Genomic DNA, 22,143 nt, shown 5'->3' with positions numbered 1-22,143 from the left:
TGTCATGGTGCCGCCCGGAATCGGTGCCGCCCCAAAATTCCACCGCTTCCGGCAGCCTACAGCGCCGCCAGCTTCTGTTCTATCGCCAGCCGCCCGATCGCGCTCTGCCGGTGGTGCGCATGGCAGATCGCCACCGCAAGGGCGTCGGCCGCATCGTCGGTGTCGAATGTCGCCTTCGGCATCAGCACTTTCACCATCATGTGTATCTGCGCTTTTTCGCCATGGCCGACGCCGATCACCGCTTTTTTCACGGCGTTCGGCGCATATTCCGCCACTTTGAGGCCGGCCAGCGCCGGCACCAGCAGCGCTATGCCGCGCGCCTGCCCGAGCTTGAGCGTCGCCGTCGCATCCTTGTTGACGAAAGTATGCTCCACCGCCGACTCATGCGGCACGAGCTGGTGGATCACCGCTGCGAGGCCGTCATGAAGCTGGCAGAGCCGCGAGGCGAGGTCGAGCTTCGCATCCGAGCTGATCGTGCCCGAGGCAACGAAGCGCAGCGAATTGCCGAGCGTCTCGATAATGCCCCAACCGGTGCGCCTCAGCCCCGGATCGATGCCGATGATGCGAATCGCTTCTTTCATGTGCGGACCTTAATCCCGTGTCAGGCGACTTGACAGCAGAAAGGTGAACAAAAGAGAAACAAATTGTCGTTTCGACCGGCTTTTTACCGATGACCGAATGCGGTGGCGAGCAGGCTGATCTGGTCCGAAACCGGATTTGGCGTCAGGAAGCTCGGGCGCGGGGTCCTGCCGCCGCTGTAGATTTCGTCGTCCATCTGCCGCACCCGCGCCTGCAGGCGCAGCGAGCGGTGGACGATACCGCGATAGTCCTCCGGGATATCTTCCCAGCCGGCGGCGCTCTCGGGCGCCGAATCGGTATCGAGGCGAACCTTGGCCTTTTCGGAGAGGACCTGCTCCAGCGTCATTTCCCCGCTGCGCGAAGCCCGCTGCAGCAGCAGCCATGAGGCGACCTGCATCAGGCGCGTCGTCAGGCGCATCGATTCGGCCGCATAAAGCGTCGCGGCCGTGCGCGACATCGAGCGCGCCGCCTCGCGCCCCTCGCCGTCGAGATAGGCCGCAGCCTCCTCGACCAGGTTCATGCCCTCGTCGTAAAGCAGGTTGAAGCCCTCGGAGCGGACCATGCGGTCCGCCAGTCGAATCGTATTGTCAGCCCGAAATTCGTGTTCACCCATCATATGCCCTGTCATCTAATGCGCTGCCGCAATCCGCAATTTCGTCAAAGCAGTGCTTCTTACTGGCGCAGCAGGTCGAACATCACAACGGTTGGCGGGCGGTATTCCCCAGCAACCTGCCCGGTCGGATACATCAGCGCAAGTTTATCCTTAATAAAGGGTTAACGGCAGCGTGCCCGCGAGGATATGAACATAAAAAAAGAGCCGCAAAACGAGGCGGCTCTCAGGAGTCTAACAGGGAGGCGTCAAACAAAGTGGCCAAACCACTTGGTAAGAATCCAGAAAACTGGATGATCAATTTATAGATTGTAATGCTTAATGATCGGTTAACGCCGACAAGCGAATTGCATTTTCGCAGCCGCCCGGCCTCATGCGGACGGCCGTGCCTCCTGCCCGGCCATGGCGAATTCCTCCGCCCGCCTGCGCAGGGCGAATTTCTGGATCTTGCCGGTCGACGTCTTCGGAATGTCCTCGAACAGGACATGGCGCGGACATTTGAACGGGGCGAGCACCTTCCTGCAATGGGCGAGGATTTCCGCCGCCTCCGCCGCATGTCCCGGCTTCATCTCCACGAATGCCAACGGCGTCTCGCCCCATTTTTCGTCGGCACAGGCGACCACGGCACAGGTGCCGACACCGGGAAACTTGTAGATGGCATCCTCGACCTCGATCGACGAAATGTTCTCGCCGCCCGAAATGATGATGTCCTTGGAGCGGTCCTTCAGCTGTATGTAGCCGTCCGGATAGAGAACGCCGAGATCGCCCGAATGGAACCAGCCGCCGGCGAAGGCCTCGGCGCTGGCCTTGGCGTTCTTCAGATAGCCCTTCATGACGATATTGCCGCGGAACATCACCTCGCCGATGGTCCTGCCATCGGCGGGAACCGGCTCCAGCGTCTGCGGGTCGAGCACCGCGAGGTTCTCGAGCGAGGGATAGCGCACCCCCTGCCGGGCCTTGCGCGCCGCCCTTGCGCCCGGCTCCAGCGCATCCCACTCCTGCTGCCATTCATTGACCACTGCCGGGCCATAGGTCTCCGTCAGCCCGTAGAGATGCGTCACTTCGAACCCCGCCTCGGCCATGCCGGCGAGGATCGCTTCCGGCGGCGACGCGGCGGCGGTATTGAACGACACCGTATGGGGGAAGCGCCGCTTCTCCTCCTCCTTCGCATTGATCAGCGTCGACATGACGATGGGCGCGCCGCACAGATGGGTGACGCCATGATCGGCGATGGCATCGTAGATCGGCTTCGCCCGCACCCAGCGCAGGCAGACATGCGTGCCGAACTGCAGCGCCAGCGTCCAGGGAAAGCACCAGCCATTGCAGTGGAACATCGGCAGCGTCCAGAGATAGACGGCGTAGCGGCCGAGCCCCGAGGCGACGATATTGCCATAGCCCATGAGGGCGGCGCCACGGTGGTGGTAGACGACGCCCTTGGGATTGCCCGTGGTGCCGGAGGTATAATTGAGGCTGATCGCGTCCCATTCGTCGTCCGGCATCGACCAGGCGAATTCCGGATCGCCGGAAGCAAGGAAGCTCTCGTAGTCGAGGTCGCCGATCATCGCCCCCGCCGGATGCGGGGCATCGGCCGGATATTGCCCGTCCACCACATTGATGACCAGCGGCTTGACGCTGCACAGGTCGAGCGCGGCGGCGAAGACCTCCGCGAATTCCGTATCGACGATGGCGATCCTCGTCTGCGCATGGTCGAGCTGGAAGGCGATGATCGCGGCGTCGAGCCTGGTATTGAGCGAATGCAGCACGCCTTTCGTCATCGGCACGCCGAAATGCGCCTCCAGCATCGGCGGCGTATTGGGCAGCATCACGGTTACCGTGTCGCCCTTGCCGATGCCGGCGCGCTGGAGCGCCGATCCCAGCCGGCGCGATCTCGCGTAGAAGGTGGCGTAGTCCGTGCGTTCGGCGCCGTGGATGATGGCGGTGCGGGACGGATAGACCCGCGCGGCACGCTCCAGGAAGGAAAGCGGCGTCAGCGGCTGGTGATTGGCTTCGTTCCGGTCAAGATCCCGATCGAACATTCCACCCATGCACTGCCTCCCACATCACCAGACGACTCCCTGATGCGATAGAAGCAGGTCCGGCCGCCCTTGGCCAGTCTCTTTAGCCGAAACCTAGGCGAGGACGTTGCCGGCAACCTTGACCGAACCGGCCACCTGCACCTTGCCGGCGACAGGGCCCTTGGCCGGCAGGGCCGGCTTCGGAGCGGCCTTGGCGCCCCAGCCGATCCGCGGCAGCCATTCGAGGTAATAGGCAAGGGCGAACTGGGCCATGATGCCGCTGGCGATCAGCAGCGTATCGTCGAGCAGGCCGCCGGGATTCATCACCTTGACCACCTGGGCCACCATTGCGAGGATCGTTCCCGCCACGAAGACCGGCAGCGAATGCTTGCCGAGAATGGCCAGCGGATGATCGACCGCGGTGCGGGCGAGATTGGAGATCGCCGGCACCGAAACGATGATATAGGCCAGCGCAAGCACATGGGCGAGCCGCGTCAGCGACAGGAAGGTCTTGTCGAAGCCGGTGACCACCATCGGCAGGCCGAGCGAGGTATCGACGCCCCAGAGCGGCCAGCGCACCCAGACGAGCGCGATGAGGATATAGGCCGCCGACAGGGCGAACAGATATTTGTTGAAGGCGATGCTGCCGCCGCGGCGCACGTGCATGATGCCGGCGATGCCGATGACGAACAGGAACTGCCATGACAGCGGGTTGAGGAACCAGACGCCATCGGTCGGATAGTTCGGCGGCGCGATCTGGTAGACGCCGGAAACCAGCCACAGCACGCCCGAAATGCCGACCATGGCGCTGATGCTGACGCTGCCTATCGCCAGGAACAGCGGCAGCATGAGCAGGAGGACGCCATACATCGAAAGGATGTTGTTGTAGCCGAGCTGGTGGCCCATCGTCGCAAGGCCGATCAGCGCCTTGGCCGGCTCGTCCATCAGCGGGCCGATATTGATGAAGGACATGAAATCCGGCCGCTTCAGGTAGATGCCGGCGGCGCAGAAGATCGCCAGCGTCGCGATCGTCGTCAGTATATGGGTGCTGTAGAGCGTCGCCGCCCGCCGCCATGCCTTCAGCGTCATCAGGAAACGGCTGCCGGCCGAGAATTTGGAGCCATAGGCAAGCCCGACGGCTATTCCGGAGATGAGGACGAAGGCCTCGGCCGAGTCGGAAAAGCCGAAATTCTTGTGGGTCAGGTGCTCGTAGATCGTTCCCGGCACGTGATTGATGAAGATGGTCAACAGCGCCAGCGCCCTGAAGACATCGATGCGGGTGTCCCGCTGTTTTGTCTGGCTCTGTGTCATGTTGTTCACCACTTCCTGTCAGCAATCCGCAAGCTCGATGCCCGGGATTCGGGCTAGCGATTCAGCTTGGCTAGTCGGTTTGATTAATGTCTTCCTAAGGCAAAAGTTGCGGTATTGCCGATCAACTTTAGTTCAAGAATATAACAGGGCGACCACTCCGTCATATGTGAGCTTCAGCCCCATCAGCAGAATCATGCCGTACATGAAGGGGTAGAAAATCTCGGGTCGCATGCGCCTCACGATCCACGCGCCGGCGAAGGTCGCCAGCGGCGCCAGCGGCATCAGCGCCGCCGAGGCAAGGAGGTTCGTCCGGTCGAACTGGCCGAGCGCGAAATAGGGAATGACCTTCACCGCATTGATGATGGCGAAGAAGATCACGCTGGTTCCATTATAGACGCGCGGGTCCTGCCGCAGCGGCAGGGCATAGATCTGGTAGGGCGGCCCGCCGGCATGGGCGACGAAGCTGGTGAAGCCCGCAAGGCTGGACCACAGCGTCGCGGAGCCGGCATTGTGCGGCTGCGGCGTCGCGCGTCTTGCAGGGCTCGCCAGCATGTAGCGCGCGAAAAAGATGATCGCGATCAGCCCGACGATGAGCTTGACCATGTCGTCCGAGATCACCGAGGCCGTCAGCCAGCCGACGAATATGCCGACGAGGCCGCCGGGCAGCATGAGCCTGAGCGTCTGCACGTCCCTGAAGCCGCGCCAGGTCCAGAGGCTTGCGACATCCATCACCAGAAGAATCGGCAGCATGATCGCCGCCGCCTGCACCGGCGGCATGACCAGTGCCATCAGCGGCACGCCGATCTGTCCCATCGCGCCGCCCAGCCCGCCCTTGGAAAGGCCGATGAGGATGGTTGCGGGGACCGCAGCGGCAAAGAACCAGGGATTCGTCAGAAGATCGGGCATGGCGGAGATATCCGGGCGGGAGACACTGCCGTTTACGCCTGTTTGCGCCGGTTGAAAATGGCTGCGGCCGGCAAATCCCCTGTTTTGGCTGCAAAAATTCGCCGCCGCGCCAAATCGCGGCCTGTTCAAAACGCGCCCTATCCTTTATGCCCGAATTCCATCACTATTCTTGGACAGAACGGCCGACAGGGTAATCAGCATGAGTAACGACACCATTCCCCACCGTTGCCGCATCGTTCTTGTAGCGCCTGAAGCCGCTACCCCGGAAGAGCTGGCCGCGCGCCTGTCGCAGGCCCTTGCCGGGGGAGATGCGGCGTCGGTCCTGTTGCCGCCATACGATCTGGACGAGGCGCGTTTCCAGGATATGTGCGAGGCCGCGGTGCCGGTCATCCAGCAGGCCGGCGCGGCCGCCATCATCGTCGGCAACACCCAGATCGCCGGGCGCATCAAGGCCGACGGCGTGCATGTGGAAGGCAAGGCCGCCGAAATCGCCGACCTCGTTTCCCGACTGTCGCCGCGGCTGATCGTCGGTACGGGCAATATCAAGAACCGGCATTCGGCGCTCGAAATCGGCGAGGCGCAGCCGGACTACGTCCTCTTCGGCAAGATCGGCGCGGATGCCAGGCCCGATGCGCATCCCCGCAATGTCGAGCTCGCGGACTGGTGGGCCTCAATGGTCGAGATCCCCTGCATCATCCAGGCCGGCAGCAGCATGGAGAGCATAGGCGATGCGGCAAGCACCGGCGCCGAGTTCATCGCGCTCGGCTCGGCCATTTTCGGCGGCGACGACCCGGAAGCGGCGATGCGGGAAGCCAACCGGCTTCTGGACGAGACCGCGCCCATGTTCGAAGACCAGGAATGAAGGAGAGCAGATTGATCCGCTCCAGCCGTCTTGCCGCCAGAAACACAGCGCTCGCCCTGGTGCTGCTGGCCCCCGGCATGGCTTTCGGCCAGGACGCTTCCCCTGCTGCTGGATCGCCTGCTGCCCCTCAGGAACAGGCACCGGCGACGGCGCCGAAGCAGGACAAGCCGAAATCCGCCAACGAGAATGCGCAGGCGGTCAATCCGACGCGTTTCGGCAAGCCGCCGGAGGACGACGCCTTCGGTGCCTATCAGCGCGGCCTCTACAAGACCGCCTATAATCTCGCCCTGCCGCGGGCCGAGGCGGGCGACGCCGCGGCGCAGGTGCTGGTGGCGGAGATATTGTCGCGCGGCCTCGGCGTGCCGTTCAATCCCGCCGAAGCCGCCAAATGGTACGGCAAGGCAGCCGAACAGGGCTCGCCCGAAGCGCAGTTCCGCTACTCCGCCATCCTTCTCGACGGCCAATATGTGGCGAAGGACCCGGCAAAGGCCCGGCAGCTGACCGAGGCGGCCGCCAATGCCGGCAATGCCGCCGCCCAGTTCAATCTCGGCCAGATGCTGATGCAGGAGAAGCCCGGTTCGACCGGGCTCGACAATGCCTATCCATGGTTCGAGAAGGCGGCGAAGAAGGGCCTCGCGGACGCCGAATATGCGGTGAGCCAGGTTCTCGCCAATGGCACGCCCGGCATCAAGCGCGACGAGGCGCGGGCGCGGGTCTTCCTCATCAGCGCGGCGATCAAGGGCCACGATACGGCGCAGCTCGATCTCGGCACCTGGCTCGTCGAGGGGCGCGGCGGCAAGCGCGACTACAAGACCGGCTTCGGCTGGATGCTGCGGGCGGCGACCGGCGGCAATGTGGCAGCGCAGGCGAGGCTGGCGAAGCTCTATCGCGACGGGCTCGGCGTCGAGGGCGACAGCGTCAAGGCGGCCGCCTGGTACATCGTGGCACGGCGCGCCGGCTTGAACGATCCCGACCTCAATTCCTTCCTCGACGGGCTGGACGACAGCCAGATGGCGGCCGCCATCTCGGAGGCCAACAGGCTGCGATAAACCGCGCCCGGCTGCGGTTTTTCGCGCTTTCTCTTGCCTATCGCGTGATTTTGTGGTCTTGGAGCGCCATTATCGGTCGCCGCGGGCGCCAGTTCAAACTTCAATCCGGATAGACAAATGAAAATCAACGGCAATGAAATCCGTCCAGGCAATGTGATCGAACATGATGGCGGCCTTTGGGTCGCGGTCAAGACCAATGCCGTGAAACCGGGCAAGGGCGGCGCCTACAACCAGGTCGAGCTGAAGAACCTCATCAACGGCACCAAGCTGAACGAGCGTTTTCGCTCGGCCGAGACCGTCGAGAAGGTCCGCCTCGAACAGAAGGATTTCTCCTTCCTCTACGAGCAGGGCGACGCGCTGATCTTCATGGATACCGCAAGCTACGAACAGCTGGAACTGCAGAAGGATTTCGTCGGCGACCGCGCCGCCTTCCTGCAGGACGGAATGATGGTCACCGTCGAACTCTACGACGAGCGCCCGATCGGCATTTCGCTCCCCGACCAGGTGACGCTGACGATCACGGAAGCCGACCCGGTGGTCAAGGGCCAGACCGCTGCATCGTCCTACAAGCCCGCAGTGCTGGAAAACGGCATCCGCGTACTGGTTCCGCCGTTCATCTCGTCCGGCGAGCGCATCATCGTCGACACCAACGAACTCACCTATGTCCGCCGCGCGGACTGAGCATCGGCATGCGGCGACCGCATGTTGCCGCAACCCATCCTGACTGACGGAGATAAATTCGAATGGCGCGTTCAGCGATCCTCAATGTAATGGTGCAGGCTGCCATGAAGGCTGGCCGCTCGCTGGCGCGCGATTTCGGCGAAGTGCAGAATCTCCAGGTGTCGCTGAAGGGCCCGGGCGATTATGTCAGCCAGGCCGACAAGCGTTCCGAAGAGATCGTCTTCAGCGAATTGAAGCGCGCCCGCCCGGATTACAGCTTCCTGATGGAGGAGACCGGCGCGGTCGAAGGCAGCGACGGGCAGCATCGCTGGCTGGTCGATCCGCTGGACGGCACCACCAACTTCCTGCATGGCATCCCGATGTTCGCGGTATCCATCGCGCTGGAGCGCCAGGGGCAGATCGTCGCCGGCGTCATCTTCAATCCGGCCATGGACGAGCTCTATACGGCCGAGCGCGGCGGCGGTGCCTTCCTCAACGACCGCCGGCTGCGCGTTGCCGGGCGCACGAAGCTGGTCGATGCCGTCATCGGTACCGGCGTGCCGCATCTCGGCCGCGGCGACCATGGCAATTACCTGCTCCAGCTTCGCAATGTCATGGGCGAGGTTTCCGGCGTGCGGCGCCTCGGCGCAGCGGCTCTGGACCTCGCTTACGTGGCGGCGGGACGCTTCGACGGCTTCTGGGAAGACGGCCTCCATCCCTGGGATACGGGCGCGGGCATCGTCCTGATCCGCGAGGCCGGCGGCTTCGTCACCGATCTCGACGGCGGCCAGAACGTCATCGAGAGCAAGGCGCTCGTCGCCGGCAACGAAGCCATCCAGCGCGCGCTGCTGAAGACGCTCAAAAAGCCGGTCTGATCCGATTTGAAAGGCTGCGGCGGACAAAATGTCTTGCCGCCGCATTCCAACCTTCCAATTCGACCATATTTTCGGTTAGGCTCCGCGCAACCCCCTTGGTTTGCATACATATGATGTATGTACGGGCGATGCGGAGACGAGAATATGGCCGATTTCAGTTCGACCCATCACGGTCTGGACAATGATGATTACGACCCCTACCGGCTTTCAAGCCCACGTTTCGTACTTCTCTCCATGGCGATCTTCCTCGTCATCGTGGGTTTCCTCGGGGCAATCCTTTTTCGGCAGATATCGCAGTTCTTCACCACCAATCCCGGTCTGAACGGGCTTATCCTCGGCGTGCTGCTCGTCGGCATCCTGCTCGCCTTCGGCCAGGTCATCCGGCTGTTTCCGGAGGTGCGCTGGGTCAATTCCTTCCGCCGCGGCGACCACGATACCGACGCGAAGCCGACCATGCTGGCGCCGATGCGGGCGCTGATCGGGCGCCGGCAGTCCATGGCGCTTTCGACGAGCGCCATGCGCTCGATGCTCGACTCCATCGCCACGAGACTTGACGAAACCCGCGACATCTCGCGCTATCTCATCGGCCTGCTGGTATTCCTCGGCCTGCTCGGCACGTTCTGGGGCCTGCTCGAAACCATCGGCTCGATCGGCCAGACCATCCAGTCGCTCGATCCGCGCGCCGGCGACGCCAACAGCGTGCTCGATTCGCTGAAGGCGGGGCTGCAATCGCCGCTGCGCGGCATGGGCACGGCCTTCTCGTCGTCGCTGTTCGGCCTGTCCGGCTCGCTGATCCTCGGCTTCCTCGACCTGCAGGCCGGCCGCGCCCAGAACCGCTTCTATACGGAGCTCGAAAACTGGCTCTCCAGCGTCACCGATCTCGGTTCGGACCTTCACGCCCTCGATGCCGCAAGCGCCGGCACCTCGGATGAGCTGCGCGCGCTGGCGGAGCGCCTGCAGAACATGCAGGAGAGCGGCGGTTCCAACCAGCGCACCACGGCCGCGCTCGCCAACCTTGCCGAGGGCATCCAGGGCCTTGTCAAGAACATGCGGTCCGAACAGCAGATGATGCGCGACTGGGTGGAGAAACAGGCCGACGACCAGAAGGCGATACGCCACACGCTCGACCGGCTGGCCGACGCCATCCAGCGGAAAGAGCCCTGACGATGGCGCTTGCCCGCAACCGCAGACCTGTCCGCCATGTGGATTACTGGCCAGGTTTCGTCGATGCGCTGTCGACGCTGCTCCTCTCGATCATGTTCCTGCTCTCCGTCTTCGTGCTGGCGCAGTTCCTGCTCAGCCAGGAGATCACCGGCAAGGACGCCGTGCTCAACCGGCTGAACGCCCAGATCAACGAGCTGACGCAGCTTCTGTCGCTCGAACAGGGCAACAAGCAGGACCTGGAGGATACGATCGCCAACCTGCAGGCGTCGCTGTCCAATGCGCAGAACGAACAGTCGCGGCTGCAGTCGCTGCTGTCGCAAGGCGCTGGCGCCGGCGCGGCGGCCGAGGGCAGGATCAACGAGCTTTCCACCGGGCTCGAGAACGAAAAGCAGATCAGCGCGCGGGCGCTGTCGCAGGTGGAGATATTGAACCAGCAGATCGCGGCGCTGCGCCGGCAGATCGGCGCGCTCGAGGAAGCGCTCAATGCGTCGGAATCCCGCGACCGGGAGTCGAATGCCAAGATCGCCGATCTCGGCAAGCGCCTCAATGTCGCGCTGGCGCAAAGGGTGCAGGAGCTCAACCGCTACCGTTCGGATTTCTTCGGCCGCCTGCGCGAAATATTGTCGGACCGCGAGAATATCCGCATCGTCGGCGATCGTTTCGTCTTCCAGTCCGAAGTCCTGTTCGCCTCCGGCACGGCCGAGCTGAACCCTGCCGGATCGGAGGAGATGAAGAAGCTCGCGGTCGCCCTGATCGACCTGCAGCGGGAAATCCCCGAGGAGATCAACTGGGTATTGCGCGTCGACGGCCATACCGACGATGTCGCGCTGTCCGGCACCGGCCAGTTCAAGGACAATTGGCAGCTTTCCTCCGCCCGCGCCATCTCGGTGGTGAAGTTCCTCATGGCCAATGGCGTTCCCGCCAATCGGCTGGTCGCTGCGGGCTTCGGCGAATTCCAGCCATTGGAGCCGGGGAATTCGCCGGAAGTGCGGGCGCGCAACCGCCGCATCGAATTGAAGCTGACGGAACGCTAGTGACCCGAATCTGAAGTTCATCTGACGCTGCTGCAATAATGTCGTGAACTTCAGATTCGAAAGGATCACTAGCAACTATATATTTCTAGTGTGACCCGAGCTGAAGTTCACTCCAAGGGCTACCGCTATTCGGCGGCGCCCCTGAAGGCATTCGCGCCGGCCTCGAATTGCAGCTTGGCGAGGCTCGCATAGACGCCATTGGCCTTCACCAGCGTCTGGTGCGTCCCCTCTTCGACGATGCGGCCATGCTCGAGCACCAGTATGCGGTCGGCCTTCAGCACGGTGGCGAGGCGATGCGCGATGACGAGCGTCGTGCGACCCTGCATCAGATGGTCCAGCGCCTGCTGCACCAGCATCTCGCTCTCCGCGTCGAGGGCCGAAGTCGCCTCGTCGAGCAGCAGGATCGGCGCGTCGCGCAGGATCGCCCGGGCGATGGCGATGCGCTGGCGCTGGCCGCCGGAGAGCATGACGCCGCGCTCGCCGAGCTGCGTGTCATAGCCATGGTCGAGCTCAAGGATGAACTCATGCGCCAGCGCCGCCTTCGCCGCGGTCTCGATTTCGGCATCGTCGGCGCCCGGCCGGCCAAAGCCGATATTCTCGCGCGCCGTCGCGGCAAAGATCGTCGTATCCTGCGGCACGATGGCGATGCGGCTGCGTATATCGGCCGGATCGGCATCCTTCAGGTCGACGCCGTCGATGAGAATCCGCCCCGAAACCGGATCGTAATAGCGCAGCAGCAGCGCGAAGACCGTGCTCTTTCCCGCCCCGGACGGGCCGACGATGGCGATGGTCTCGCCGGGCCTTGCGGCAAAATCCAGCCCGTTCAAGGCCGGCGCATCCGGCCGCGCCGGATAGTTGAAGCCGACCTTCTCGAAGCTGATGCCGCCCCGGGCAGGACTCGGCAGCGGCACGGGCCTTGCCGGCGCGCGGATGGCCGGTGTCTCGTCGAGTATCTCGGCGAGGCGCTCCGCCGCGCCGGCAGCCTGGCTGAGTTCGCCCCATACCTCCGACAGGGCGCCGAGCGCACCGGCGGCGAAGACTGAATAAAGCAGGAACTGGCCGAGCGTCCCCGGCGTCATCGCGCCGGAGAGCACATCGCGCGACCCGAACCAGAGCACGGCGACGACGCTCGAAAAGATGAGAAAAATGGCAAAGGCGGTGAGGAATGCGCGGGCGAGCACCGAGGCGCGCGCCGCCGCGAAGGCGTCCTCCACCGCCTGGCCGAAGCGCGAGGTGGCGAGATGCTCGTTGGTGAAGGCCTGCACCGTGCGCATGGACACGATCGACTCGCTGGCATAGGCGGTGGCGTCGGCCAGCTGGTCCTGCGCCCGCCGCGAGCGCCGCCGCACCGAACGGCCGAAGGCGATGAGCGGTATGATGATGACCGGTATCGCCAGGATGACGAGGCCCGACAACTTGGCGCTGGTGATGATCATCATCGCCATGGCGCCGAGCGCCAGGATGATGTTGCGCAGCGCGATGGAGGCTGTCGCCCCCACGGTGGATTTGATCTGCGTCGTGTCGGCGGTCAGCCGCGAGACGATCTCGCCTGAGCGGCTATTGTCGAAGAAGGACGGCGACAGTGTGGTCAAATGTCCGAAGACGTCGCGCCTGAGGTCGGAGACGATGCGCTCGCCAAGGGTAATGACGAAATAATAGCGGCCGGCCGAGGCAATGGCGAGCAGCGCCGCGAGCAGCACGAGCATGCCGAAATAATTGTTGATGAAGGCGCCGTTGGACCCGGAGAAGCCGTGATCGATCATGCGGCGCACCGCGAGCGGCAGCGTCAGCGTCGTCCCCGCCGCAAGCGCCAGCGACACCAGCGCGCCCGCCAGCCACGGCTTGTAGCGCGTCATGTAGGGGATTATCCGCCGCAACGGTTTCAGCGTCCGCCGCTTCTTTTCGGCATCTTCAAACGCCAGTTCGGCCATTACCTCGATCTTCCTAACGCCGCGATGCGACTTTGCAGCCATACGGCCTTGTTATTGCTCCAAGGCTGATGTATAGGCTCGCCAACAGTTTTGGAAGCCCATGCCCTTGCGGCGTTTGGCTTCATCTCTAACAATCGGCACATGACCGACCAAATCCACGCAACCTCGTGGAACCGGTCCTGCGCCCACCAGTTCAGGAATAGACCGATGAAAGCCAATATTCATCCCGACTACCACAACATCAAGGTCGTCATGACCGACGGTACCGAATACATGACCCGTTCGACCTGGGGCAAGGAAGGCGACACGATGAACCTCGACATCGACCCGTCCACCCATCCGGCATGGACCGGCGGTTCCGCACAGCTCACCGATCGTGGCGGCCGCGTTTCCAAGTTCAAGAGCCGTTTCGCCAATCTCGGCATATAATATCTGCCTCCATGGCTTGTCTGACGGCTCCGATCTTTCGGGGCCGTTTTCTTTTTGGGGCCATTTTATTTGTGGCCACTTTATTTTGGGAGAGTGCAGTGCAGCCTTCCGGTAGATTGCAGTGATGTACCGCGTGCTTCGACAAGCTCAGCATGAGGGGTGTGGGCTGGTGGCAGGGTGGTAGTTCTGCAAGTCCTCACCACTTGCAAGCTCGCACAGCTACAACCCTGCAAAACTCTACTCTCCCTCATCCTGAGCTTGTCGAAGGGCGCAACAACGGTGATGCAGTCCCCTTACAGCGCTGCATCGAAATAGTGCGTGCTTCGACAGGCTCAGCATGAGGGAGGTTGGCTCACCATGAGGGAGGTGGGGTGCAATCCCTTGTTGGAGATGCCGGATACAGAAAATCCGCACCACGCCCGCGAAATCGCGTCTGGTCATTGAAAATGGGGGGAGACGGGCGGTCTTCAGCGCGTCAGTAGTGGTATCAGGGTCGAGGTCCGAAGACCGCCCGCGACGTCTTTGCCTGCTGTTCCTGCGCTTGTCAGACGCAACAACCCGGAAAACGAAGCGCCACCTCCGTTTCCTTCTGCAGTTTGCCGGCCAATCGGGTTTGTCACTTCCGATCTTTCGGCAACGCCACCCTTTCCCAGCAATCGAAACAGCACCGGAAGCTGCTCCCCCACTGGAAAGGATTTGTGCAGAATACCCCGGTTTCAAACAGGTGGGATAAGTTTCCATTTATCCCCCACGGAGGGCCGCGCGTTGCATTACTGTCGTGGGGTCATTCAACAAGCTCAGGATGAGGATGATTGATTTGATTACAGAAAAGTCGGGAGCCAGGATCTGAAACCTCGCTGAATTATCCCCCTGCAAAACTCTACTCTCCCTCATCCTGAGCCTGTCGAAGGGCGCAGCAACGTTTGTGCAATCGCTTTTTTATAGCACCGCATCAAAATAGTGCGTGCTTCGTGGTCGACGAACTCACCATAAAGGGCTCAGCATGAGGGACGTGGGTTGGTGGCGGGAAGGTTGGGAACCAAGATCTGAAACCTCGCAGAATTATCCCCCTGCAAAACTCTACTCTCCCTCATCCTGAGCTTGTCGAAGGGCGCAGCAACGTTTGTGCAATCGCTTTTTTATAGCACCGCATCAAAATAGTGCGTGCTTCGTGGTCGACGAACTCACCATAAAGGGCTCAGCATGAGGGACGTGGGTTGGTGGCGGGAAGGTTGGGAGCCAGGTTTGAAACCTTGCAGAACTATCCCCTCTGCAAAACTCTACTCTCCCTCATCCTGAGCCTGTCGAAGGGCGCAGCAACGTTGCTGCAATCCCTTTAAAGCGCTGCATCACCAGGCCTGTTTGACAAGTTTCTGATTCGCCAATAGCTTTTCCAACAGTTGTGGCGCGCAAGGGAGGATTATCCATGGCAAACGCGGCTTCCGCGACGAGCAAGACTGGCGCCGAAATCGAGCCCAGTCTGCATAGGGTCATGGGACCCTGGCTACTTCTTCTCTTCATAGTCGGCGATATTCTGGGCACGGGCATCTATGCCCTGACCGGCCAGGTCGCCAAGCAGGTTGGCGGCGTGGTCTGGCTGCCCTTCCTCATCGCGTTCGTCGTGGCCGTGGTGACAGCCTTCAGCTATCTCGAACTCGTCACCAAATATCCGAAGGCGGCGGGCGCCGCGCTTTATACCCACAAGGCTTTCGGCATCCATTTCATCACATTCATCGTCGCCTTCACCGTCATGTGCTCCGGCATCACCTCGGCGTCGACGGCATCGCGGGCATTCGCGGCCAATCTTTCAGGCGCGTTCCAGCTCAATCTCGAGGCGGGCATAGGGATCTCGCTTGTCGGCCTCGCCTTCATGGCGCTCGTCGCGATCATCAATTTCCGTGGCGTCGGCGAAAGCGTCAAGGCCAATGTCGTATTGACCATGGTCGAACTCACCGGCCTGCTGATCATCATCTTCATCGGCCTGTGGGCCATCGCCGGGGGACAGGGCGATGTTTCCCGCATCACCCAGTTCGCCTCGACGCCGGACAGCAGCATATTCTGGTCGGTCATGGCGGCAACCACCCTCGCCTTCTTCGCCATGGTCGGTTTCGAGGATTCCGTCAACATGGCGGAGGAATGCAAGAATCCGTCGGGCATCTTCCCGAAGGTTCTCCTTACCGGCCTGCTGATAACCGGGCTGATCTACGTGCTGGTCTCGATCTCGTCGATTACGCTCGTATCCCCCGCAGAGCTTGGCGAGGGCGAGACGCCCCTGCTCAAGGTGGTGCAGGCCGGAGCGCCCGGATTTCCGATCTGGATCTTCGGCTTCATCACCATGTTTGCCGTGGCGAACAGCGCGCTCATCAACATGCTGATGGCGAGTCGCCTCGTCTATGGCATGAGCCGCGAACATGTGCTGCCGCCGCTTTTCGGCAAGGTGCATCCGACGCGCCGCACGCCCTATTGGGCCATCGGCTTCACGACGCTGCTCGCCTTCGGCCTGATATTGTTCGTGGGCGAGGTGCCGGCCCTCGGCGGCACCACGGCGCTTCTGCTGCTCTTCGTGTTCACGATCGTCAATGTCGCGGTGCTCGTCCTGCGCCGCGAGAAGGTGGAGCACGACCACTTCCGCACCCCGACCCTGCTGCCGATCGTCGGCGCCATCTCCTGCGCCTTCTTCGCCGGCCCTTGGACCGGGCGCGATCCGGTACAATACAAGATCGCCGGCGTGCTCATCGCCGTGGGCGTGGTGCTGTGGGTCGTCACCGTGCTGGTGAACCGGGCAACGGGCGTGCAATCCACCGGCGATCTATCGGCGCTCGGCGGCGACGGGCCGGTAAACTAACGCGCACTCCTGTCTCCGGACGCTCAAGAAAACAAAAGCCCTGCCCGACACGCGTCGGGCAGGGCTTTCATCATCTGGTCGAGGCCGCGGTTCAGGCGGCGCTGAGCTTGGCGAGAACCTCGTCGCTGACTTCGAAATTGGCATAGACGTTCTGCACGTCGTCATCATCGTCGAGCGTCGCGATCAGCCGCAGCACCGATTGTGCCTTGTCTTCATCGACGGGAGCGGTGGTCGCCGGCTTCCAGATCGCCTTGACCGATTCGGCCTCGCCGAGCGCAGCTTCCAGCGCCTTGGAGACCTCGCCAATATCCTCGAAGGCGCAGAGGATGACATGGCCGTCCTCGTCGCTCTGCACATCCTCGGCGCCCGCCTCGATGGCGGCTTCCATGATCTTGTCGGCGTCGCCCGCCTCGGGCTTGTAGGTGATTTCGCCGACGCGGCTGAACATGAAGCCGACGGAGCCGGTTTCGCCCAGCGCACCGCCGGCCTTGGTGAAGGCGGCGCGCACATTGGAGGCGGTGCGGTTGCGATTGTCGGTCAGGGCTTCGACGATGACGGCGACGCCACCCGGGCCGTAGCCCTCATAGCGCACTTCCTCGTAATTGTCGCCATCGCCGCCGGCCGCCTTCTTGATCGCCCGCTCGATATTGTCCTTCGGCATGGACTGAGCCCTGGCGTTCTGCACCGCCAGGCGCAGGCGCGGGTTCATTGCCGGGTCCGGCAGGCCCTGCTTGGCGGCGACGGTGATTTCGCGCCCGAGCTTGGAGAAGATTTTCGACCGCACGGCGTCCTGACGCCCCTTGCGATGCATGATGTTCTTGAACTGTGAATGGCCGGCCATGGCGCCCCTGCATAGATTATCGCGATTTTGGAATGGCGCCCTTATAGGGAAAAACGCCCTGTTCGTCTACTGTGCCGTGTGCCGAACCGCACCGGCCACCAGCCTGACATTGTCGAAGCCCGATTTCGCCACGCGCGAGCAGAGATCCGCCCATTCGCAGCCGCCGCAGGCGCTGCGCGTCGCACCCTTGGCAAAGGCGTCGCGAAACGCCGCCAGCAGCCCGGCATCGAGCCGCATCGTGTCGCCGACGGCAAGGGGCCGCCCCTGCAGCAGCCCGACTTCGCGCAAGGCGTTGCGGTCGCGGACGGTTACGCTCTCCCGGTGGCAATGCGCATCGGCGGAAACGAGCAAGGGGCCGCAGACATCGTCCGGCCCCTCACATATCAGCACATCCTCGCCCGCCGAGAGCCTTGCTATGATCCTGTCGTAATTGTCGACGAAGGCCTCGCTATAGCCCTTGCCGACATAGGTCAGCATGCACAACAAGTGATGCGGGCGAAGCCTGACCGTCAAGACAGGCGCAGACCCCGGCGGCGCATGATCTCGATCGTCGCGGCCGCCAAGGCGGATTTGAGCACCGCGCCGGCAAGGAACGGTGCAACGCCGCTCGTCCAGGCGATTTCGAATCCGAACAGGTAGCTGAGCCATGCCGCGCCGAGCGCCAGGCAGATGACATTGCCGGCGAGCATGACGAGCGACGACGCCAGCGGATTGCGGGTCAGGCCGCGCTCTGCGAGGAAGCCGGCCGCTGCGGCTGCCGCCACGAAGCCCGCGAGATAGCCGGCCGTCGGCCCGACGAAATGGACGAAGCCGCCTGCCCCGCCGGCAAGAACCGGGAAACCGATCATCGCTTCGCCCAGCCAGGCGAGCACCGTGACAGCGCCGAGGCGCCAGCCATAAAGCGCGCCGACAAGCGTCACCGCGAAGGTCTGCATCGTCACCGGCACCGGATACATCGGCACCTCGATCCACGAGCTCGCGGCGAGAAATGCCGTGCCGAGGAGGACGGCGAGAACCTGGTAGGCGAGGTTCCCGTTCGCCAGTTTCAGCGGCACATAGGCCTCTGGCAGCACATTCGGGGTCATTTGGTACTCCTTGAAATCCGTTCGTTTCTAATGCTTCTTCTTGCGGCGCCGGGCAAGCATGTTGAGCCCTTCGACCAGTGCGGAGAAGCCCATGGCCGCGTAGATATAGCCCTTCGGCACGTGGAAGCCGAAGCCATCGGCGATCAGCGTCATGCCGATCATCAGCAGGAAGCCGAGCGCCAGCATCACGATCGTCGGATTGGCGGCGATGAAGCGCGAAAGCGGTTCCGCCGCGAACAGCATGACGCCGACGGCGGTGATGACCGCGATGATCATGATGACGATCTCATCGGTCATTCCGACCGCGGTAATGATGGAATCGACGGAGAAAACCAGGTCCAGCAGCAATATCTGCGTGATGGCGCCGCCCATCGTCAGGGTCACCTGCTTGCCGATCACGTCTTCCTTGGCATCCTCGTGGTCCACCGTGTGGTGGATCTCCTTGGTAGCCTTCCACACGAGGAAGAGACCACCGGCGATGAGGATAATGTCGCGCCAGGAGAAGCCATGCCCGAACGCCTCGAAGACCGGCTCCGTCAGCTGGACGATGATCGAAATGGTGAACAGCAGCGCGAGCCGCAGGATGAGGGCGGCGCCGATGCCGAGCCGGCGGGCACGGGCCTGCTGCTCCTGCGGCAGCTTGTTGGTCAGGATCGATATGAAGATCAGATTGTCGATGCCGAGCACGACCTCCATCACCACCAGGGTGACGAGCGCGATCAGGCCGGCTGGCTGATAGATGAAATCGAAATGAGAGAGCAGGGCTTCCATGGGGTCTTACATTCCTTGTTGAGTGACCGGATGGTGCGAAGCATTTGGGCGAATTAAGTCTGCATGTGCTGAAATGGTCAACTTATTTCCAGAATGCCGGTATGGTTTCTTCAAGCCGCGGTCCGATGCGCAGCGGTGCAATCCTTTCGGCAAGGCCGGTGCGGTCGGAAATATCGACACCGACGCCGCAGATCGTGGCCGGGCCGCTGGCGGCTTCGAAGCGGCCTTTCGGCACTTTCGACAGGAAACGGTTGAGCGGCTCCTCCTTTTCCATGCCGAGGGAGGAATCATAATCGCCGCACATGCCGGCATCGGACATATAGGCCGTGCCGCCATTGAGTATCTGCGCGTCGGCGGTCGGCACATGCGTATGGGTGCCGACGACGAGACTGGCCCTTCCATCGACGAAATGGCCGAAACACTGCTTCTCGCTGGTGGCTTCCGCGTGAAAATCGAAGACGACCGCATCCGCCTGCTCGCCGAGCGGACAGGCGGCGAGGATCTCCTCCGCCACCGTGAAGGGGTCGTGCAGGTCGGGATGCATGAAGACCCGGCCCATGATGTTGGATACGAGGATGCGCGCGCCGTTCCTGGCGAGATAGACGCCCGAGCCCTTGCCGGCCGTGCCGACCGGAAAGTTGGCGGGGCGCAGGAACCGTTCCTCGCGGGCGGCGAAGATGAGCGCCTCGCGCTGGTCCCAGACGTGGTTGCCGGTCGTCACCACATCGGCGCCGGCGCCGATCGTATCGCGGAAGATTTCCTCGGTAATGCCGAAACCGCCCGCCGCATTCTCACCGTTGACGATGACGAAATCGAGCTTCAGATCGACGATCAGCCCCGGCAGCTTCTCATGGACCGCGGTGCGTCCCGTGCGTCCAACCATATCACCAAGAAAAAGTAATCTCACACATCCATCCTGAAGGTATTTTCACTGGCTTTATCGGTCGTTGCGAAGCGGCGCAAGCCGCTTTCGGTGAGGATGGCCGCCAGCGGCACATCATGCGGCTCGTCGGGCACGGTCGCCACCTGCTGGCAGTCGAAGGCGATGCCGACGAGGCGCGGCCGGGCGCCCTTGCGGCGAAGCGCGGCGATCGCCCGGTCGTAATAGCCGGCGCCATAGCCTATGCGATGGCCGCGCGCATCGAAAGCGGCCAGCGGCACCAGCATCAGCCGCGGATCGAGCACGGGCGCATCCTCGGCGGGACCCGACGTGCCGAAGCCCGTCTCCACCATCGCCGCATCGTCGCGATGCTCGCGGAAGACAATGGTCTGCTTGTCGATGATGGCCGGCAGGCAAAGCCGCGCACCGCCCTGGGCCAGCGCGTGCAGCAGCGGCCGCAGGTCGACCTCGGAGCGGATGGGCCAGAAGCCGGAGACGATTTCGCCGGGCGCGACAGGAATAGTCTCGAGCCCCGCTGCCGCGATCCGCTGCGAGGCCTGCGCCCGATATTCGGCGGACAGCGCGTCGCGCCTGGCCAAAGCCTCGAGACGCAGCGTTTTTTTCAGCTCTTTGACGGAAGACGGATGATGCACGCGCTTGTTTTCATGAGGCGCCGGCAAGCCGGCTCGGGATGAAACAGTGGCGTCCACACAACCGATGGAGAAGTCGATCCCGGGAACCTACAAAGTAGGTGGGCGCCGTGTGAAGAGGCCCACGGGCCTCCTCAGGGACAGCTCCCTAAGGGATCATTAAGGCCCCGGGGAATATGTCTCTCCTGTCGAGAAGCGCAGAGCGCCGCGACGAATATAGGACGGGGCACGGTTTTCTGCCAGAGCGCCGATGACGATTTCTGCCGCCGGCGCCGGGCGATGCTTGTTGAAGGCCGGACACCGGACTACGATGCCGCACCACAGCGCTCACCCGCCCCCTCACACCCGACCCCACACACCCATGAGACGAGGAAAATCATGACCATCCTGATCCGCCCCCTGCGGCGTTCGGACGAGACCGAATGGCGCCGCCTCTGGACCGGCTATCTCGACTTCTACGAGACCAGCGTTGCCGAGGAAGTCTACCGGACGACGTTCGCACGCCTGAATTCCGCCAGCGATGGCGAATTCCGCGGCCTCATCGCCGAATGGGACGGCAAGCCGGTCGGGCTGACGCATTTTCTCTACCACCGCCACTGCTGGAGCGTGGCCAATGTCTGCTATCTGCAGGATCTCTATGCCGATCCGGACAGCCGCGGCAAAGGCGTCGGCCGCGCCCTGATCGAGGCGGTCCACGCGCAGGCGAAGGCGGACGATATCCACTCCGTCTACTGGATGACCAACCGGGACAATGAGACGGCGCGCCTGCTCTATGACCGGCTGGCCAAGGTGACGCCCTTCATCAAATATGTGAAGGCGATCTGAGCCATCCCAAGACGGGCGGCGCGCCCGCTGGAATATGCCCTGCCGGCAAACGCCTAGCCGAATGAATAGCCGGCGCCGCGTACCGTGCGGATCGGGTCCGGCGAGCGGCCGACATTGATCGCCTTGCGCAGGCGGCCGACATGGACATCGACCGTGCGGTCGTCGACATAGATATCGGCGCCCCAGACATTGTCGAGCAACTGGCCGCGCGAGAAAACCCGCCCCGGCGATTGCATGAGGAACTCCAGCAGCCGGAATTCGGTCGGCCCGAGCTTCAGTTCACGCTCCTTGCGGAAGACGCGATGCTGCTCGCGGTCGAGCTTCAGATCGCCGAAGCTGAGGACGTGCGACAACAGGCTTGGATTGACCCGGCGCAGCATGGCCTTGATCCTGGCCAGCAGTTCCGGCGTCGAAAACGGCTTGACCATGTAGTCGTCCGCGCCGGTGGCAAGGCCGCGCACCCGCTCGCTCTCCTCGCCGCGCGCCGTCAGCATGATGATCGGCAGCGTCTCGGTTTCGCGGCGCGTGCGCAGCCGGCGGCATAGCTCGATGCCGGAAAGGCCCGGCAGCATCCAGTCCAGTATGAGCAGGTCCGGAACCTTCTCGCGCAGGGCGATTTCCGCCTCGTCGCCACGGGCGATGGTGTCGACGAGATAACCCTCTGCTTCAAGATTGTATCGAAGCAGGACGCTAAGCGCTTCTTCATCTTCAACTACAGTGATCTTCGGAGCTATGGCCATGAGATTATCCGCTGACTAGAGCAAATCCTGGACGGTGGAACCGGCTTTCCGCGCGGGAACCGAGTGTGACAGGAGGCACCG

General features: G+C 62.8%; 22 protein-coding genes and 1 other RNA gene. 9 read left to right on the top strand and 14 right to left on the bottom strand.

Annotation, left to right across the window (positions count from 1 at the left end; all coding sequences use genetic code 11):
* Nucleotides 1–56 precede the first annotated feature (56 nt).
* The 5 genes from ruvC to M8997_RS10645 form a co-directional block, all read right to left on the bottom strand.
* Entirely contained in the window at nt 57–581 is a 525-nt protein-coding gene (ruvC, locus tag M8997_RS10665) for a crossover junction endodeoxyribonuclease RuvC (RefSeq protein WP_250020094.1), read from the bottom strand.
* Between the two features lie 83 nt (nt 582–664).
* The gene (locus tag M8997_RS10660) at nt 665–1,192 is read right to left on the bottom strand and encodes a DUF1465 family protein (protein ID WP_250020095.1); all 528 of its coding nucleotides are present in this window, start codon (nt 1,190–1,192) and stop codon (nt 665–667) included.
* A 368-nt stretch (nt 1,193–1,560) separates the two neighbouring features.
* Complete coding sequence (locus M8997_RS10655; RefSeq protein WP_250020096.1) at nt 1,561–3,234, bottom strand: acyl-CoA synthetase; 1,674 nt, start codon at nt 3,232–3,234, stop codon at nt 1,561–1,563.
* Between the two features lie 84 nt (nt 3,235–3,318).
* Nucleotides 3,319–4,515: an OpgC family protein gene (locus M8997_RS10650; RefSeq protein WP_250020097.1), complete on the bottom strand. Its 1,197-nt coding sequence runs from the start codon at nt 4,513–4,515 to the stop codon at nt 3,319–3,321.
* Nucleotides 4,516–4,647: 132 nt separating this feature from the next.
* Nucleotides 4,648–5,421 carry a sulfite exporter TauE/SafE family protein gene (locus M8997_RS10645; protein ID WP_250020098.1) on the bottom strand — a complete coding sequence of 258 codons (774 nt, stop codon included), beginning with the start codon at nt 5,419–5,421 and terminating at the stop codon, nt 4,648–4,650.
* A 199-nt stretch (nt 5,422–5,620) separates the two neighbouring features.
* On the opposite strand from M8997_RS10645, the gene M8997_RS10640 reads away from it, so the two are divergent.
* The 6 genes from M8997_RS10640 to M8997_RS10615 all read left to right on the top strand — a co-directional run bounded on the left by M8997_RS10640 (nt 5,621) and on the right by M8997_RS10615 (nt 11,065).
* Complete coding sequence (locus tag M8997_RS10640) at nt 5,621–6,283, top strand: thiamine phosphate synthase (protein WP_250020099.1); 663 nt, start codon at nt 5,621–5,623, stop codon at nt 6,281–6,283.
* A gap of 77 nt (nt 6,284–6,360) precedes the next feature.
* Entirely contained in the window at nt 6,361–7,332 is a 972-nt protein-coding gene (locus M8997_RS10635; RefSeq protein ID WP_371929565.1) for a tetratricopeptide repeat protein, read from the top strand.
* A gap of 117 nt (nt 7,333–7,449) precedes the next feature.
* Entirely contained in the window at nt 7,450–8,013 is a 564-nt protein-coding gene (gene efp, locus M8997_RS10630) for an elongation factor P (RefSeq protein WP_250020101.1), read from the top strand.
* Nucleotides 8,014–8,075: 62 nt separating this feature from the next.
* Nucleotides 8,076–8,867, top strand: coding sequence for an inositol monophosphatase family protein (locus tag M8997_RS10625; protein ID WP_250020102.1), 792 nt, complete (start codon nt 8,076–8,078; stop codon nt 8,865–8,867).
* A 144-nt stretch (nt 8,868–9,011) separates the two neighbouring features.
* On the top strand, nt 9,012–10,031 hold the full coding sequence (locus M8997_RS10620; RefSeq protein ID WP_250020103.1) for a MotA/TolQ/ExbB proton channel family protein: 1,020 nt from the start codon (nt 9,012–9,014) through the stop codon (nt 10,029–10,031).
* A gap of 2 nt (nt 10,032–10,033) precedes the next feature.
* On the top strand, nt 10,034–11,065 hold the full coding sequence (locus tag M8997_RS10615; RefSeq protein WP_250020104.1) for a peptidoglycan -binding protein: 1,032 nt from the start codon (nt 10,034–10,036) through the stop codon (nt 11,063–11,065).
* Nucleotides 11,066–11,190: 125 nt separating this feature from the next.
* On the opposite strand, the gene M8997_RS10610 is transcribed toward M8997_RS10615, so the two are convergent.
* Nucleotides 11,191–12,996, bottom strand: a complete 1,806-nt coding sequence (locus M8997_RS10610; protein ID WP_250020105.1) for an ABC transporter transmembrane domain-containing protein — start codon at nt 12,994–12,996, stop codon at nt 11,191–11,193.
* A 207-nt stretch (nt 12,997–13,203) separates the two neighbouring features.
* On the opposite strand from M8997_RS10610, the gene rpmE reads away from it, so the two are divergent.
* Together rpmE and M8997_RS10600 are read left to right on the top strand one after the other, a co-directional pair.
* Nucleotides 13,204–13,425, top strand: a complete 222-nt coding sequence (rpmE, locus tag M8997_RS10605) for a 50S ribosomal protein L31 (protein WP_250020106.1) — start codon at nt 13,204–13,206, stop codon at nt 13,423–13,425.
* 1,426 nt (nt 13,426–14,851) lie between these two features.
* Nucleotides 14,852–16,270, top strand: a complete 1,419-nt coding sequence (locus M8997_RS10600; protein ID WP_250020167.1) for an APC family permease — start codon at nt 14,852–14,854, stop codon at nt 16,268–16,270.
* Nucleotides 16,271–16,361: 91 nt separating this feature from the next.
* On the opposite strand, the gene M8997_RS10595 is transcribed toward M8997_RS10600, so the two are convergent.
* From M8997_RS10595 to ssrS, 7 genes are all read right to left on the bottom strand, one after another.
* The gene (locus M8997_RS10595) at nt 16,362–17,111 is read right to left on the bottom strand and encodes a YebC/PmpR family DNA-binding transcriptional regulator (protein ID WP_250020166.1); all 750 of its coding nucleotides are present in this window, start codon (nt 17,109–17,111) and stop codon (nt 16,362–16,364) included.
* A 66-nt stretch (nt 17,112–17,177) separates the two neighbouring features.
* Nucleotides 17,178–17,624 (bottom strand): DUF1284 domain-containing protein, encoded by a 447-nt coding sequence (locus tag M8997_RS10590; protein ID WP_250020165.1) that lies wholly within the window; start codon nt 17,622–17,624, stop codon nt 17,178–17,180.
* Complete coding sequence (locus M8997_RS10585; RefSeq protein ID WP_250020164.1) at nt 17,621–18,196, bottom strand: biotin transporter BioY; 576 nt, start codon at nt 18,194–18,196, stop codon at nt 17,621–17,623. The genes M8997_RS10590 and M8997_RS10585 overlap by 4 nt, the downstream gene beginning before the upstream one ends.
* A 27-nt stretch (nt 18,197–18,223) precedes the next feature.
* Nucleotides 18,224–18,967 carry a TerC family protein gene (locus tag M8997_RS10580; protein ID WP_250020163.1) on the bottom strand — a complete coding sequence of 248 codons (744 nt, stop codon included), beginning with the start codon at nt 18,965–18,967 and terminating at the stop codon, nt 18,224–18,226.
* A gap of 82 nt (nt 18,968–19,049) precedes the next feature.
* Nucleotides 19,050–19,874: a YmdB family metallophosphoesterase gene (locus M8997_RS10575; RefSeq protein WP_250020162.1), complete on the bottom strand. Its 825-nt coding sequence runs from the start codon at nt 19,872–19,874 to the stop codon at nt 19,050–19,052.
* Nucleotides 19,871–20,527, bottom strand: coding sequence for a 5-formyltetrahydrofolate cyclo-ligase (locus M8997_RS10570; RefSeq protein ID WP_250020161.1), 657 nt, complete (start codon nt 20,525–20,527; stop codon nt 19,871–19,873). Before M8997_RS10570 ends, M8997_RS10575 begins: the two co-directional genes overlap by 4 nt.
* 20 nt (nt 20,528–20,547) lie before the next feature.
* A non-coding RNA gene (gene ssrS, locus M8997_RS10565) (6S RNA) lies at nt 20,548–20,704 on the bottom strand.
* A gap of 171 nt (nt 20,705–20,875) precedes the next feature.
* Between ssrS and M8997_RS10560 the strand changes: the two genes are divergently transcribed.
* Nucleotides 20,876–21,322 carry a GNAT family N-acetyltransferase gene (locus tag M8997_RS10560; protein WP_250020160.1) on the top strand — a complete coding sequence of 149 codons (447 nt, stop codon included), beginning with the start codon at nt 20,876–20,878 and terminating at the stop codon, nt 21,320–21,322.
* A 53-nt stretch (nt 21,323–21,375) separates the two neighbouring features.
* Here M8997_RS10560 and phoB read toward each other — a convergent pair whose 3' ends face one another.
* Nucleotides 21,376–22,062, bottom strand: coding sequence for a phosphate regulon transcriptional regulator PhoB (phoB, locus tag M8997_RS10555; RefSeq protein WP_250020159.1), 687 nt, complete (start codon nt 22,060–22,062; stop codon nt 21,376–21,378).
* Between the last annotated feature and the right edge of the window lie 81 nt (nt 22,063–22,143).

Origin of the sequence: Phyllobacterium sp. 21LDTY02-6, from assembly GCF_023554255.2 — a bacterium.
Classification (GTDB): domain Bacteria; phylum Pseudomonadota; class Alphaproteobacteria; order Rhizobiales; family Rhizobiaceae; genus Phyllobacterium.
The sequence above is the reverse complement of the archived record's forward strand: the minus strand, read 5'-3'. Positions and strand labels throughout refer to the sequence as shown.